The organism is Roseococcus sp., assembly GCF_965227005.1.
Taxonomy (GTDB): Bacteria; Pseudomonadota; Alphaproteobacteria; order Acetobacterales; family Acetobacteraceae; genus Roseococcus.
Genome location: NZ_CBDDFJ010000004.1, coordinates 24,201 through 37,156, shown reverse-complemented (window position 1 = coordinate 37,156; position 12,956 = coordinate 24,201). Strand labels below are relative to the sequence as shown.

The 12,956-nt window shown below is 68.9% G+C and carries 15 protein-coding genes, 1 tRNA gene and 1 pseudogene; 11 read left to right on the top strand and 6 right to left on the bottom strand.

Annotation, left to right across the window (positions count from 1 at the left end; translation table 11 throughout):
* Positions 1-69: 69 nt before the first annotated feature.
* Positions 70-951 (bottom strand): RNA polymerase sigma factor RpoH, encoded by an 882-nt coding sequence (gene rpoH / locus ACO057_RS01785; protein WP_421988634.1) that lies wholly within the window; start codon positions 949-951, stop codon positions 70-72.
* Positions 952-1,215: 264 nt separating this feature from the next.
* Positions 1,216-2,172 (bottom strand): RluA family pseudouridine synthase, encoded by a 957-nt coding sequence (locus ACO057_RS01780; RefSeq protein ID WP_421988633.1) that lies wholly within the window; start codon positions 2,170-2,172, stop codon positions 1,216-1,218.
* Between ACO057_RS01780 and ACO057_RS01775 the strand changes: the two genes are divergently transcribed.
* Together ACO057_RS01775 and ACO057_RS01770 are read left to right on the top strand one after the other, a co-directional pair.
* Positions 2,053-2,508, top strand: coding sequence for a DUF6476 family protein (locus tag ACO057_RS01775; protein WP_421988632.1), 456 nt, complete (start codon positions 2,053-2,055; stop codon positions 2,506-2,508). The two genes, ACO057_RS01780 and ACO057_RS01775, sit on opposite strands and share 120 nt — an antisense overlap.
* A 76-nt stretch (positions 2,509-2,584) precedes the next feature.
* Positions 2,585-2,660: transfer RNA gene (locus ACO057_RS01770), tRNA-Glu, on the top strand.
* A gap of 589 nt (positions 2,661-3,249) precedes the next feature.
* Here ACO057_RS01770 and ACO057_RS01765 read toward each other — a convergent pair.
* From ACO057_RS01765 to ACO057_RS01755, 3 genes and pseudogenes are all read right to left on the bottom strand, one after another.
* On the bottom strand, positions 3,250-3,864 hold the full coding sequence (locus ACO057_RS01765; protein ID WP_421988631.1) for a DUF4329 domain-containing protein: 615 nt from the start codon (positions 3,862-3,864) through the stop codon (positions 3,250-3,252).
* 238 nt (positions 3,865-4,102) lie between these two features.
* Complete coding sequence (locus ACO057_RS01760; protein WP_421988630.1) at positions 4,103-4,384, bottom strand: hypothetical protein; 282 nt, start codon at positions 4,382-4,384, stop codon at positions 4,103-4,105.
* 41 nt (positions 4,385-4,425) lie between these two features.
* Positions 4,426-4,530, bottom strand: a pseudogene (locus tag ACO057_RS01755) (IS5/IS1182 family transposase); the annotation flags it as partial.
* Between the two features lie 99 nt (positions 4,531-4,629).
* On the opposite strand from ACO057_RS01755, the gene ACO057_RS01750 reads away from it, so the two are divergent.
* The 9 genes from ACO057_RS01750 to soxA all read left to right on the top strand — a co-directional run bounded on the left by ACO057_RS01750 (position 4,630) and on the right by soxA (position 11,523).
* Positions 4,630-5,304, top strand: a complete 675-nt coding sequence (locus ACO057_RS01750) for a pentapeptide repeat-containing protein (RefSeq protein ID WP_421988629.1) — start codon at positions 4,630-4,632, stop codon at positions 5,302-5,304.
* A gap of 154 nt (positions 5,305-5,458) precedes the next feature.
* On the top strand, positions 5,459-5,920 hold the full coding sequence (locus tag ACO057_RS01745) for a (2Fe-2S)-binding protein (RefSeq protein WP_421988628.1): 462 nt from the start codon (positions 5,459-5,461) through the stop codon (positions 5,918-5,920).
* Between the two features lie 11 nt (positions 5,921-5,931).
* Positions 5,932-8,130 (top strand): molybdopterin cofactor-binding domain-containing protein, encoded by a 2,199-nt coding sequence (locus ACO057_RS01740; RefSeq protein WP_421988627.1) that lies wholly within the window; start codon positions 5,932-5,934, stop codon positions 8,128-8,130.
* Between the two features lie 5 nt (positions 8,131-8,135).
* Positions 8,136-8,408 carry a c-type cytochrome gene (locus ACO057_RS01735; protein ID WP_421988626.1) on the top strand — a complete coding sequence of 91 codons (273 nt, stop codon included), beginning with the start codon at positions 8,136-8,138 and terminating at the stop codon, positions 8,406-8,408.
* The gene (locus ACO057_RS01730; RefSeq protein ID WP_421988625.1) at positions 8,405-9,640 is read left to right on the top strand and encodes an FCSD flavin-binding domain-containing protein; all 1,236 of its coding nucleotides are present in this window, start codon (positions 8,405-8,407) and stop codon (positions 9,638-9,640) included. The genes ACO057_RS01735 and ACO057_RS01730 overlap by 4 nt, the downstream gene beginning before the upstream one ends.
* Positions 9,627-10,013 carry a sulfur oxidation c-type cytochrome SoxX gene (gene soxX / locus ACO057_RS01725; RefSeq protein ID WP_421988624.1) on the top strand — a complete coding sequence of 129 codons (387 nt, stop codon included), beginning with the start codon at positions 9,627-9,629 and terminating at the stop codon, positions 10,011-10,013. The genes ACO057_RS01730 and soxX overlap by 14 nt, the downstream gene beginning before the upstream one ends.
* Complete coding sequence (locus tag ACO057_RS01720) at positions 10,010-10,447, top strand: SoxY-related AACIE arm protein (protein ID WP_421988623.1); 438 nt, start codon at positions 10,010-10,012, stop codon at positions 10,445-10,447. The genes soxX and ACO057_RS01720 overlap by 4 nt, the downstream gene beginning before the upstream one ends.
* 3 nt (positions 10,448-10,450) lie before the next feature.
* Positions 10,451-10,774 (top strand): thiosulfate oxidation carrier complex protein SoxZ, encoded by a 324-nt coding sequence (locus tag ACO057_RS01715; RefSeq protein WP_421988622.1) that lies wholly within the window; start codon positions 10,451-10,453, stop codon positions 10,772-10,774.
* Positions 10,771-11,523, top strand: a complete 753-nt coding sequence (soxA, locus tag ACO057_RS01710; protein WP_421988621.1) for a sulfur oxidation c-type cytochrome SoxA — start codon at positions 10,771-10,773, stop codon at positions 11,521-11,523. Before ACO057_RS01715 ends, soxA begins: the two co-directional genes overlap by 4 nt.
* A gap of 233 nt (positions 11,524-11,756) precedes the next feature.
* Here soxA and ACO057_RS01705 read toward each other — a convergent pair whose 3' ends face one another.
* Positions 11,757-12,920 (bottom strand): aminotransferase class V-fold PLP-dependent enzyme, encoded by a 1,164-nt coding sequence (locus ACO057_RS01705; protein WP_421988620.1) that lies wholly within the window; start codon positions 12,918-12,920, stop codon positions 11,757-11,759.
* Positions 12,921-12,956 lie beyond the last annotated feature (36 nt).

Below are 12,956 nucleotides of genomic sequence, written 5' to 3'. Positions count from 1 at the left end.
TGAGCGCATGAAAAAGGCGGCGCCGGTTCCCCGGCGCCGCCTCGCATTCTCATAAAACCGTAACTCGGGTTAGCCGACCGAAAGCCTGCGCTCGACGATCTGCTGTTTCATGCTCTTCTGAAGCTTCTCGAAGGCGCGCACCTCGATCTGCCGAACGCGCTCGCGGCTGATGTTGTACTGCTGGCTCAGCTCCTCGAGCGTGGTCGGCTCGTCCTTGAGGCGCCGCTCGATCAGGATGTGGCGCTCGCGCTCGTTCAGCGTGCGCAGCGCGCCGTTCAGCATGTCCTTGCGGTTGGACATGTCCTGCCGCTCGGCCAGCTCGACCTCCTGGCTCTCGGACTCGTCCACCAGCCAGTCCTGCCACTCGCCCTCGCTATCGGCGCGGACGGGGGCGTTGAGGCTGTTGTCCGGCGCGCCGAGGCGGCGGTTCATGCTGATCACGTCCTGCTCCGGCACGGCCAGGGTGGTCGCGATCTTGGTGACCACCTCCGGCTGCAGGTCGCCATCCTCCAGTGCCCCGATCTGGCCCTTGAGCCGGCGGAGGTTGAAGAACAGCTTCTTCTGCGCGGCCGTGGTGCCCATCTTCACGAGCGACCAGCTGTGCAGGATGTATTCTTGAATGGCGGCGCGGATCCACCACATGGCGTAGGTGGCCAAGCGGAAGCCGCGATCCGGATCGAACCGCTTCACCGCCTGCATCATGCCGACATTGCCTTCGCTGATGAGCTCGCCGACGGGCAGGCCATAGCCCCGGTAACCCATCGCGATCTTGGCCACGAGGCGCAGATGCGAGGTAACGAGCTTATGGGCGGCACTTTCGTCGGCGACGTCACGCCAGCGCTTGGCGAGGTTCAACTCCTCCTCCGGCGCGAGCATGGGGAACTTGCGGATGTCCTGCAGATAGCGGGACAGGTTGCCTTCGGGGGCCATGGGAATGCTGAGGGACGCCATGTGTAAGCCTTCCTTCTGCGTCGCGCACCCACCCCGTGACGGCGGCGGATGCGCGGCATCTGAGGCGGAACGCCACCGGGGCCCTCCCGGCTGCATCCACCCCAGTCACGGAGGGGGCGGTGTCAGCAGCCTGGGTCTTCGAGCGGCACCCCGGTGCGATGCCAATGCGGTAGCCTAATCCCATCTCGAAGCCCCTGGCAAGGGAAACCGAACCATTTCGGTCCTGTAAGCCAGAGGATGGGTTATCCAGAGGATCTAAAGGGTTCAGCCGGCGGCTTGGCCGAGCTGATCCAGAAGGTCCTGCATGTCCTTCGGCGGGTCGGAGCGAAAGGTTAGCACGCCGCCGTGGACCGGATGCTTGAAGGAAAGGCTCGCCGCGTGAAGGGCCTGGCGCGGGAAGGAGAGCAGCGATTCGCGCAGATCCGCGGGCAGCAGCTTGCTTGAGGCAGGCGTGCGCCGGAGATAGACCGGGTCGCCCACCAGAGGGTGGCCGCGATGGGACAGATGCACCCGGATCTGATGCGTCCGCCCCGTCATGAGCTTGCAGCGCAGCAGGGTGACGGCGCTGAACCAGTTCCGCTCGGTCGCGTAGCGGGTGATGGCGTGCTTGCCCGAGGTCGCGCCGGCGGCCCCGCCCTTCGAGCGCAGCTCGACCACGGCCATGCGTTTGCGGTCGGTGGCGTGGCGGCCGATGGCGGCCTCGATCTCGTCCTTGGGCGGGCTCGGCAGCCCCCAGACGAGGGCCAGGTATTCGCGGTCCAGGTCGCGGGCGGCGAAGGCCTCCGAGAGCGCCTGGTGCGCCACCTGGGTCTTGGCCACGACCATGATGCCCGAGGTGTCCTTGTCGAGCCGGTGGACGATGCCCGGGCGCTTCTCGCCGCCGATTCCCTCCAGCTCTTCGCCCGCATGGGCCAGCAGGCCGTTGACCAGCGTGCCGTCGGCATTGCCCGGCGCCGGATGGACGACGAGGCCCGCCGGCTTGTCCAGCACGATCAGGTCGCGGTCCTCGAAGAGGATATCGAGCGCCATGGCCTGGGCCGCGGGCCTGGCCGGCACCGGCGAGGGCGGCGAGATGGTGTAGGTGGAGCCGAGGCGCACGATATGGGCGGGCTCGGTCACCACTTCGCCGTCGCGGGTGGCGTGGCCTTGTTCGATCAACGCCTTGACGCGGGAGCGAGAGAGACCGCCTATCCGCTCCGCGAGGAAGCGGTCCAGGCGCATGCCGTGGTCGGCTTCGGTCGTGCTGATTTCATGGGTCTTAGACAAATGCGGGCACTCAAAATCCTGGTTGTGGTGATGGGGGTGATGATCGTCGCCGGCACCGTGGCCCTCGGCGTCATCCTCGTCCAGCGCTCCGGACGCGGGAGTGCCGCGCCTTTGCCGCCGATGACGCTGGATCTGCCGCCGGGCAGCCGCATCGCCGGCATTGCCGGCGCCGAGGGGCGCTTCGCCGTGCTGGTGCAGCGGCCGGATGGGGACCGGATCGTCTTCCTCGACGCGAAGACCGGACGCCCGGTGGGCGAGGTCATTCCCGGAGCGTCGGTGCCCGTGCGCTGAACGCGGGGCTTACTTCGCGCCCCCCCGCTTGATCCCGGGAGCAAGGGTGGGTAGAAGCTCGACACCGGCCGAGTACGTCCCTTTCGTCTAGAGGCCTAGGACACCGCCCTCTCACGGCGGCAACAGGGGTTCGAATCCCCTAAGGGACGCCATCTCTTTCAATGGCTTAGATGATGGTGAGGCGCGGATGTCTAATCCCGTGTCTACTATCGCTGTCGGTGGGCCGCTCCCCGCGACTGAATGGGGCCAGCCCTCGACGAGCCGGCCCCCCTTCCCTAACCCACTCGGATGGGACGGCTTTACCGCCGGAACCCGACGAGGAACCACCCGTTCCGCCGGACGAACTTCCCGTGCCGTCGGATGGGCCCGTTGAGCCGCCGTTGGCCCGGTCCCGGGCGAGCCCGGCATACCCGGCGTCCGGGTCACAGATCCCGGAGCACTAGCAGTGCCAGGGCTGGTCGGCGGTGCGACGCCCGGTGTCGGTTGCGTCGTGGTCGTCGTTGGGTTGCTGGGGCTCGCTACGGACACCATCGCGAGACTGGAGCGCGGCGAAGCGTTGAAGCCAGCCACAGTCGCAGCGATCCAGACCGCCCTTGAAGCCGCCGGCGTCATCTTCGTCGCGGAGAATGGCGAAGGGCCGGGGGTGAGGCTTAGAAAGCTACCACCGGGCTGAAGAGGCTCGGGAACCTGGTGATTCCTGCGGTATGAGACGACAAGCAGGCGCCGCCTTCTATCTGTGGGTTAAAGCTTGCCGTTCAGCGGCCCCCATCTGCCTTTGGCAAAGGCCTCACTGGTCGGCTTACCATTGATCATCGTGGAAGGTGGCGGGTCGTAGCGCCAGAATCGGCCATCGAAGGTTGCGACGTAACCGGTCAGGCCCCACTTGTTCGAAAGATCCTCGTCACCGCCAATGAACTTGTCCCATTCAGCCCCCATGGTGATCAGCACACCGTTCTGAATATTGTAGAACTCCTTCACCGGATGAGTATGATACCACGCAACGGGCGTTGTACCGACCGGGCAGCCGCGATTTTCAGCATCTTGCTGAACGTCAACGCGCCCCGAAGCATGGCCCCGAAACGGTCCCGTCCATCCAATCTTCCCGGTAGTATCATCACGGTAAATCACGCCTCCGAACTCTCGCCGATCGTCGACGGATTGCTTCAAGACACTTTTTAGTAAAGCTCTCGCCGCTTTCTCGATTTTGATGCCGTCAGGCGTTGTGGCCTTGGGCTGGAAAGAAGATTGATCACTTCCTGACATCTTGGACCTCGCCGCGTCCTCGCATCTTGCCACAGTGTTAGCGCCAGCCAAGGTGATTAATTGCGGGAGCATAAAAGTGCCCGTCATCGGCATCAGTGAGTTTCGACTTGTCGCCGGCGCATTCCACGTTGATGCGCTCCTCGCAAACCTCGGCGAGCCTTTCCATCTCGTGCGCGCGCTGGCGGGGGACCCCGATGTCGGTGGGGGTGGTAGGTGAAGTGTCCGGATCGCGGACACTTGTTGACCGGCCGGTCTCTTGGGTTGCGACCTCGCCGCGCTCCTGAGCTGCCACCAGCTCGCGGCCGATGCGCTCCTCGCTGAGCAGCAGTCATCAGGTCTTCGAAACCCCCTCGGCCTTCGCCATCGCGACGGCCGTGAAGAGCAGCGCCTGGCGGCTGGCGTCGCCTAATGCGTCCCAAATCCGCATCAGGTCCACACGATCTTGCCGCGTGGCTGTTCGGCCGGGGAGCCCGGCGCCTTCCGCTTCAACGTGACTGGCCGTCGGTGCCGCAAGCGCCCGCTCGACCAGAAATACCTCAAGCTCTTCCCGGTCCCAGCGAGGTTGCCTCGGTCCCAGCGCCAGGCTGGGCTTGGGCAGCTTGCCGGCCTTCACGTAGCACGAGAGGTAGTATTCTCGGACCGAGACAAGGGCGCCTAGGTTGTGGACTCATAAGCTCTGAGCCAGGGGCGTGATGCGACGAGGGAGACGGCAGCGAGGAAGTTCCTGGCTGATTTGTCGAAGCGCGTGGCGATACGCCTCTGGCCCAGAGCTTATGAGTCCACAACCTACACCGCGATCCGCTGAGTCCCCCGCCGATGCGTTGGAGCCCGGCACTTCTTTCCGGCATAATGCCCCGCATGACAGTCGTTGAAGGCGCCGAGTTGAGCCCCGATGAGGTGACGCGGCTCGCCGCCCTGGGCTCCATCGTCACGCTCAAGGAGTGCAGTGCCCCTGGCGTCGATTTTACCGGGTTCGACCTGACCGGGTGGGTCTTTGAGCGCTGTGATTTCCGCGATGGGCGCTTTCGCGCCGCATCGCTGGACAGCACCCGTTGGGCGTCCTGCAAGCTGGCGGGAGCTGACTTCTCCAGAGCGGACCTGGGCGACGCCGTTTTCGCGAATTCGACCGTCACCAACGCGAAGTTCCACGGCACCAAACTGCGTGGCTGCAGCTTCGATGGGTGCAAGCTGACCGGCGCCGACTTCAACCAGTGCCGCGCGCTCGACGTGCATTTCTCGGAATCGAACCTGACCTTCGCCCTGCTGCCCGGCTTCTCCTTCCGCAAGGCATGCCTGACGGGCGTGGACCTCTCCGAGGCGGACCTGACCGAATGCGACTTCCGGGGCGCCATTCTCGAGCGATGCAGCCTCCGCAACTCCACGTTGGACCGAGCCCGCTTCGAGGATGCCGACCTTCGGACCTCCGATATTTCTGGCCTGTCCGTGGTTGGTGCCAGCCGGTTCCGGGGCGCTAAAATCTCCATCGATCAGGCGGTCGCCCTGGCGCAAAGCCTCGGCATGAAAGTCTGCTAGCCAGCGCCGGACGGATCACCGCCTGACCTGCATCGCGGCGCCCCGGATTTAACTGTCGCCGCCGCTCGCCGATTGATAGGCTCGGGATCCTGCGCCGCGGCAATGACCGCGCGCCGCGACGCCCGGCGTCGCCCAAGGGACCAGGAGAGACAAGATGGCGAAGCTCAACGTCAACGGTCAGGTCGTGGAGGTCCAGGCTGAGGACGACACCCCCCTGCTCTGGGCGCTCCGAGAGCAGCTCGGTCTCACCGGCACGAAATACGGCTGCGGCATCGCGCAATGCGGCGCCTGCACCGTGCATGTAGACGGCGCCGCCATGCGGGCCTGCGCCATGCCCGTCTCGGCCTTCGACGAGAACCAGAAGATCGTCACCATCGAGGGCCTCTCGCCCAATAGCAGCCATCCCATCCAGCAGGCCTGGCTCGCGCTTGATGTGCCGCAATGCGGTTTCTGTCAGTCGGGGATGATCATGGCCGCTGCGGCCCTGCTCGCCGCGACGCCGCGCCCGACCGAGGCGCAGATCCGCGACGAGATCACGAATATCTGCCGCTGCGGCACCTTCAACCGGGTCATCGCGGGCATCCAGCGCGCGGCCGGCCCGGCCACGGCCGGTTGAGGGAGGGAGCCATGAACGCCATCAGCCGGCCCAACCGCCGCAGCCTTCTCGCCAACGCCGCCTCGGCGCTCGGCGCCTTCACCCTGGGCTTTCGCATCCCCCTCCCTCGCGAGGCCGCGGCCCAGACGGCCGCGCCCGCCACACCCGAAGTAAATGCCTGGGTGGTGGTGAAGCCCGACGACACCGTCGTCATCCGCATCGCCCGCTCGGAAATGGGCCAGGGGACGCTCACCGGCCTCGCCCAGCTCGTCGCCGAGGAGCTCGAATGCGACTGGGCCAAGGTCACGACCGAATATCCCACGCCGGGCCAGAACCTCGCGCGCGGGCGGGTCTGGGGGAATATGTCCACCGGCGGCAGCCGCGGCATCCGCGAGAGCAACGACTATGTCCGCAAGGGCGGCGCGGCGGCGCGCATGATGCTCGTTCAGGCGGCGGCCAATGCCTGGTCCGTGCCGGCGGGCGAGTGCCGCGCGGCCGCCAGCGTCATCACCCATGCGCCGACCGGGCGCACCGTCACCTACGGCCAGGTCGCCGAGGCCGCCGGACGCCTGCCCGTGCCGACGGAAGTGCCATTGAAGGATCCGGCGAACTGGAAGCTGGTGGGCCAACCGGTCCTGCGGCTCGACACGGCGGCCAAGCTCAACGGCAGCCAGGTCTACGGCATGGACCTGAAGCTGCCCGGCATGCTGAACGCCGCGATCCAGGCCTGCCCCGTCTTCGGCGGCAAGGTCCGCAGCGTGGATTCCGCCGCCGCCGAGGCCATGCCGGGCGTGAAGCGCGTGCTGCGCGTGGGCGACTACGCCGTGGCCGTCGTCGCCGACACCTGGTGGCGCGCCAAGACCGCGCTCGATGCGGTGACGATCACCTGGGACGAGGGCGAGCATGCCCAGGCCTCGTCAGCCGCTTTCGCCGAGGTGATGAAGGCCGCGCTCGACGCGCCCGAGGCCGCCGTGGGCAACCGCGCCGGAGATGCGGCCGCCGCCATCGCGGCCGCGCCGCGCAAGGTCGAGGCGGTCTATGCCTATCCGCATCAGAACCACGCCTGCATGGAGGTGATGAACGCCACCGCCGTCTGGACGCCGGAGCGCTGCGAGGTCTGGACGCCCACCCAGAACGGCGAGGCCGCGCATGCCGCCGCTGCCGAGGCCGCCGGCCTGCCGCCAGCTCGCTGCGAGGTGCACAAGATCCATCTCGGCGGCGGCTTCGGCCGGCGCGGCGCGGTGCATGACTGGGTGCGCCAGGTGGTGGATATCGCCAAGCAGATGCCCGGCACGCCGGTGAAGCTCATCTGGTCGCGCGAGGAGGACATGCTGCAAGGCCGCTTCCACCCGGTCACCATGTGCAAGCTGACCGCCGGGCTGGACGCGCAGGGCAATCTGACGGGCCTGCGGATGCGCATCGCCGGACAGTCGATCGTCGCCGGCATCTTCCCGCAGAACATCCGCGACGGGCGCGACCCCGTCGTGTTCCAGGGGCTGAACAGCGGCAGCAACGAGGCGGATATCGGCTACGGCATCCCCAACCTGCTCATCGACCACGCCATGCGCAACCCGCACGTGCCGCCGGGCTTCTGGCGCGGGGTGAACCTGAACCAGAACACCATCTATCTCGAATGCTTCATGGACGAGCTGGCCCATGCCGCCGGCAAGGACCCGCTGGAGTTCCGCCGCGCGCTGATGGCGAACCACCCCAAGCACCTGGCCGTGCTCAACGCCGCCGCCGCGCGCGCCGGATGGGGCACGCCGGCCGCCGATGTGGCGGGGCAGAAGGTGTTCCGCGGCCTCGCCCAGACGCACGGCTTCGGCAGCTATGTGGCAGCCTGCGCCGAGGTCTCGGTGAGCGATGCCGGCGTGCTGAAGATCCATCGCATCGTCGCGGCGACGGACCCTGGCTATGCCGTGAATCCGCAGCAGATCGCGGCCCAGGTGGAGGGCTCCTTCGTCTATGGGCTCTCGGCCGCGCTCTACGGCGAGTGCACGGTGAAGAACGGGCGCATCGAGCAGACGAATTTCGACAACTACCAGGTGCTGCGAATGGACGAGATGCCCAAGGTGGAGACCATCGTGGCGCCCACCGGCGGCTTCTGGGGCGGGGTGGGCGAACCGACCATCGCGGTCGCCGCGCCGGCCGTTCTCAATGCGATCTTCGCCGCCACCGGCAAGCGCGTGCGCGAGATCCCGCTGAAGAACACGAGCCTGCGCCGGACGTGACGGCGATGGCGCCGCGCTGGGCGCTGTTGCTGCTGCTGCTGTCGGTTCCGGCGCAGGCGGAGGAGGCGCCGCCCGGCGCCTCGGCCTGCCTGGGCTGCCATTCCCCGACGCGGGCGAATGCGGCCATCCCCTTGCTGCGCGGGCGCGACCCGGCCGAGGTCGCGGCCCTGCTGCGCGCCTTCCGCGAGGGAACGGCCCCGGCCACGGTGATGGATCGCCTCGCGCGCGGTTTCAGCGAGGCCGAGAGCCGCGCCATCGCCGCCTGGGTGGTGCGATGAGGATTCCGCGCCGCGCCTTGGCGGGGCTGCTCGCCACGCCCGCTTTGGCGCAGGCGGCCCCGGCGGTCGTGGTGGTCGGCGGCGGCTTCGGGGGCGCGAGCTGCGCCCGCGCGCTTCGGCGCAACGGGCTCGCCGTCACGCTGGTCGAGCCCAACGCCACCTATACGGCCTGCCCCTCCAGCAATGCCGTCATCGCCGGGCTGCGGCCCATGGAGCGTCAGCGCTTCGGCTATGACGCGCTGCGGGCGCAGGGCATCGGCGTGGTGCATCAGGCCGCCACCGGCATCGACGCTGCCGCGCGCCGCGTGACGCTCGCCGATGGCAGCCTGCTGCCCTACGACCGTCTGGTCCTCTCGCCGGGCATCGCGCTGCGCTTCGACGCCCTCGCCGGCTATGACGCCGCCGCCGCGGAGGTCATGCCCCACGCGTGGCAGGCCGGCGCGCAGACCGAGCTGCTGCGCGCGCAATTGGAGGCGATGGAGGATGGCGGCACCGTCGTGATGGCCATCCCCGCCAACCCCTATCGCTGCCCGCCCGGGCCCTATGAGCGCGCGAGCCTCATCGCGCATTACCTCAAGACCCGAAAGCCGCGCTCCAAGCTGCTGGTGCTGGACGCGAAGGATGCCTTCTCCAAGCAGCGGCTCTTCGAGGCGGCCTGGGCCGCGCTCTATCCGGGACTGCTGGAATACGTGCCGCTCTCGGGCGGCGGACGCGTGACGGGGGTGGAGGTCGCCGCGCGCGAGGTCGTGACGGAATTCGGCAGCCATGCCGGCGCGGTGGTGAACGTCATCCCGCCGCAGCGCGCGGGCGCGCTCGCGCAGATTGCGGGCGCGGCGGACCGCTCCGGCTGGTGCCCGATCGACCCCATCAGCTTCGAATCCCGGCTGCTGCCGAAGGTGCATGTGGTCGGTGACGCCTGCATCGCCGGGGCCATGCCGAAATCCGCCTTCGCCGCCAATGCCCAGGCGCGCGTCTGCGCCGACGCCATCGCGCGATTGCTGCGCGGCGTACCCCTCCCCGAGCCACGGCTGCTCAACACCTGCTACAGCCTCGTCGCGCCCGGCTACGGGATCTCCGTGGCCGGCGTCTATCGTCCGGCCGAGGGCGTGCTGGCCGATATTCCCGGCGCCGGCGGCACCAGCCCGCTCGACGCGCCGGCCTCCTTCCGCGAGGCCGAGGCCGGCTATGCCGAGGACTGGTTCGAGACGATCACCGCCGATGCCTTCGGCTAAGCTCCTCGCGCTGCTGCTGCTCGCCGCGCCCGCCTGGGCGCAGGACGCCACGCGCGGCCGCGCCATCGCGGCCGACCGCCAGCGCGGCCTCTGCCTGCTCTGCCACGCCGCGCCCATTCCCGAGGAGCGCTCCCAGGGCAACCTCGCGCCCGACCTCGCCGGCAGCGGCGCGCGCTGGACCGAGGCCGAGCTTCGCCTGCGCCTCATGGACAGCCGCCGCTTGAACCCGGACAGCATCATGCCCTCCTATTACCGCACCGAGGGCCTGCATCGCGTCGGCCCGGCCTTCCAGGGACGCACAGTGCTGAGCGCGCAGGAGATCGAGGACGTGGTGGCCTGGCTGCTCACGCTGCGCGAGGAACCGGCGCGATGAACGCGCCCCGCCGCCTGCTGCTCGCCGCCCCCGCGCTGCTGCTCCTGCCGCGCGGCGCGCGCGCCTCGGCCGAGGCGATGGCCCAGGCCGTGCGCGATTTCACCCAGGGCGCGGAGGTCCGGGCCGGCCGCGTGGCGATGGACATCTCGCCGCTGGTGGAGAACGGCAACACCGTGCCGCTCTCCGTCATCGCGCAGAGCCCGATGACCGAGCAGGACCACGTCCGCGCCATCGCCGTCTTCAACGAGCGCAACCCGCAGCCGCATGTCCTCACCGTGCGCCTGGGCCCGCGATCCGGCCGCGCGATCCTGGCCACGCATATCCGCCTCGCCACCTCGCAGACGCTGCTGGCCGTGGCGCAATTCTCCGATGGCAGCTTCTGGTCGGACCGCGCGCAGGTGGTCGTCACCCTCGCCGCCTGCGTGGAGGGCTGAGCCATGGCGCGCGTCCTGCTCAACATCCCCCGCAGCGCGAAGCCCGGCGAGGTGATCGCCATCCGCACGCTCATCCAGCACAATATGGAGACCGGCTATCGCCCCGGCGCCGATGGCGTGGTGCTGCCGCGCGACATCATCCGCCGCTTCACCGCCACCTATGACGGCGTGGAGGTCTTCGCCGCCGAGCTCTCGCCCGCCATCGCCGCCAATCCCTTCCTGTCCTTCACCCTGGTCGCGACAACGACGGGCCCGCTCGCGCTGCGCTGGCAGGGCGACAACGGCTTCGACCAGACGGAAACCCGCGAGATCACGGTGGCGGAGTGAGGCGCGCCCTGGCGCTGCTGGCCGTGCTCGCCTGGCCGGCCGCCGCGCAGGAGCGCCGCTCCGGCTTCGAGGAGATGTCGCGCGAGACCCAGGCGATGCAGCGGGACGACACCGCCAATCCCGGCATGCTCTGGGTGCTGGAGGGCGAGGCGCTGTGGAACCGCCCGGAGGGGCCGTCCGGCCAATCCTGCGCGAGCTGCCACGGGAATGCCGAGGTCTCGATGCGCGGCGTGGCGGCGCGCTATCCCGCCTGGGACGAGGCAAGTGCCGCGCCCATCGACCTCGCGGGCCGCATCCTGCAAAGCCGGGAGCGACGCCAGGGTGCTCCGCCGCTGGCACGGGAGAGCGAAGGCCTCCTCGCGCTCATGGCCTATGTCGCGCATCAGTCGCGCGGCCAGCCGATCGCCCCGCCCGCCGATCCGCGCCTGATCGCGGCCCGCGAGCGCGGGCGGGCACTCTATGCCGCGCGGCGCGGCCAGCTCGACCTCTCCTGCGCGCAATGCCACGACGACAATGCGGGCCGCCGCCTGGCCGGCAGCGTCATCCCGCAGGGGCATGCCACCGGATACCCGCTCTATCGCCTCGAATGGCAGGCGCTGGGCTCGCTGCAGCGCCGCCTACGCGGCTGCATGACGGGCGTGCGCGCCGAGCCCTATGCCTATGGCGCGGCGGAATATGTCGAGATCGAGCTCTATCTGGCGCAACGCGCCGTCGGCATGCCGATCGAAACCCCGGCCGTGCGGCCGTAGCGCCGCACCAAGGGCTTCAAGGGCCTGAAAAGCGAAACGCCGCCCCGCTCACGGGACGGCGTTTCCATTGTCCTGCCTGTACGGACAGCTCAGCCGAGCCGTTGCCCCTCGGCGGGGGTCGGGCTCACGAGAACCGCCGTGTGCGGCATGTGACAATGAGACATCTGACCACCTCCTTTCTGTTGTTGAACGACAACTCTCAGATAGGTGGCGCCGAGGGCGTTTCAATCCTGTCAGGCGGCAGCCGCGACACCGCGCAGGCAGCGCCCATAGGCCGCAACGAAGCGGTCGACGTCCTCCTCGTCGTTATAGACATGGGGGCTGATGCGCAGGCAGCCGAGGCGCGGCGCGGCAAAGGCCTTCTCGGCGGCAAGGGCCTCGACGAAGCCCGCCGGCATACCCTTGGGGAAGGAGACACTGAGAACATGCGGCGCGCGCAGCGCCCGCCTGGGCAGGATCGCACCCGCCGCGGCCAGCCCCTCCTCGAGCCGCGCGGTCAGCATCCCGCATCGCTCGGCGATCGCGGCATGGCCCCAGGACGCCATCAGCTCCAGCCCGACCGCCGCCATCTCGAGCCCGACGAAATGGTCGCGCTCGCCCATGTCGAAGCGCCGCGCCGTCGGCGCATAGGACAGGTCGGACAGATAGGGCGTGCGATCGTTCAGCACGCCCTTGCGGCCGAAGCCGGTCTGCTCCAGCGGCACGCCGTCCTGGTGGCGCTTGGCGATGTAGAGGAAGGCGCGGCCATAGGGCCCGAGCACCCATTTATAGGTGGGGAAGATCAGGAAATCGGGATCAATGCGCGTCACGTCGAGTTCCATCATCCCCGCGCCATGCGTCGCGTCGATCAGCAGCGCCGCGCCCTTGGCCTTGAGCGCGGCGGCGATGCGGTCCATGTCCAGCACCGTGCCATCGGCCCAATGCAGGTTCGAGATGGAGGCGATGGACAGCGGCGCGCCGGGCCTGGCGATGGCCTCCTCCACGGCGGCGGTCCAGTCGCCATCGCCGGGGCGCCGCACCGTCTCGACCGTGAAGCCCTGGGCCGGGGCGCGGGCGAGCCATTCGAGAACCGGCGAGGAATGGTCGTCCTCGAAGACCAGCACGCGCGAGCCGGCGGGCGGGGCGAAGATCTTCCCCGCGACGGCGACGCCATAGGAGATGGAGGGGATCACGGCGACATCCTCGGCCTCGGCGCCGATCAGCGCGGCGGCGGCGGCGCGGGCGCGCTCGATCACGCGGCCGGGCAGCGCCGCATCGAGGTCCCAGGGGTGGGTCTTGCGCCCGACGCCCATCCGCCCGGCCTCCTGCACCGCCAGCGGCAGCGGCGACCAGGCGGCGGCGTTGAGATAGGCGACATCGCGCGGGATATCGAAAAGGTGGCGCTGGGAGGCGAGCATCTCGGGCTTCCTTGGACAGGTTGCGGCGAGCCTAGG

Coding starts and splice junctions, on each gene's coding strand:
- ACO057_RS01740 (WP_421988627.1), top strand. CDS start 5,932: ATGAACGCCATCAGCCGGCCCAACCGCCGCAGCCTTCTCGCCAACGCC.
- ACO057_RS01720 (WP_421988623.1), top strand. CDS start 10,010: ATGAACGCGCCCCGCCGCCTGCTGCTCGCCGCCCCCGCGCTGCTGCTC.
- ACO057_RS01735 (WP_421988626.1), top strand. CDS start 8,136: ATGGCGCCGCGCTGGGCGCTGTTGCTGCTGCTGCTGTCGGTTCCGGCG.
- ACO057_RS01705 (WP_421988620.1), bottom strand. CDS start 12,920: ATGCTCGCCTCCCAGCGCCACCTTTTCGATATCCCGCGCGATGTCGCC.
- ACO057_RS01715 (WP_421988622.1), top strand. CDS start 10,451: ATGGCGCGCGTCCTGCTCAACATCCCCCGCAGCGCGAAGCCCGGCGAG.
- ACO057_RS01780 (WP_421988633.1), bottom strand. CDS start 2,172: ATGCGCCTGGACCGCTTCCTCGCGGAGCGGATAGGCGGTCTCTCTCGC.
- ACO057_RS01750 (WP_421988629.1), top strand. CDS start 4,630: ATGACAGTCGTTGAAGGCGCCGAGTTGAGCCCCGATGAGGTGACGCGG.
- ACO057_RS01765 (WP_421988631.1), bottom strand. CDS start 3,864: ATGCCGATGACGGGCACTTTTATGCTCCCGCAATTAATCACCTTGGCT.
- ACO057_RS01730 (WP_421988625.1), top strand. CDS start 8,405: ATGAGGATTCCGCGCCGCGCCTTGGCGGGGCTGCTCGCCACGCCCGCT.
- soxX (WP_421988624.1), top strand. CDS start 9,627: ATGCCTTCGGCTAAGCTCCTCGCGCTGCTGCTGCTCGCCGCGCCCGCC.
- ACO057_RS01745 (WP_421988628.1), top strand. CDS start 5,459: ATGGCGAAGCTCAACGTCAACGGTCAGGTCGTGGAGGTCCAGGCTGAG.
- ACO057_RS01775 (WP_421988632.1), top strand. CDS start 2,053: ATGGGCGGGCTCGGTCACCACTTCGCCGTCGCGGGTGGCGTGGCCTTG.
- rpoH (WP_421988634.1), bottom strand. CDS start 951: ATGGCGTCCCTCAGCATTCCCATGGCCCCCGAAGGCAACCTGTCCCGC.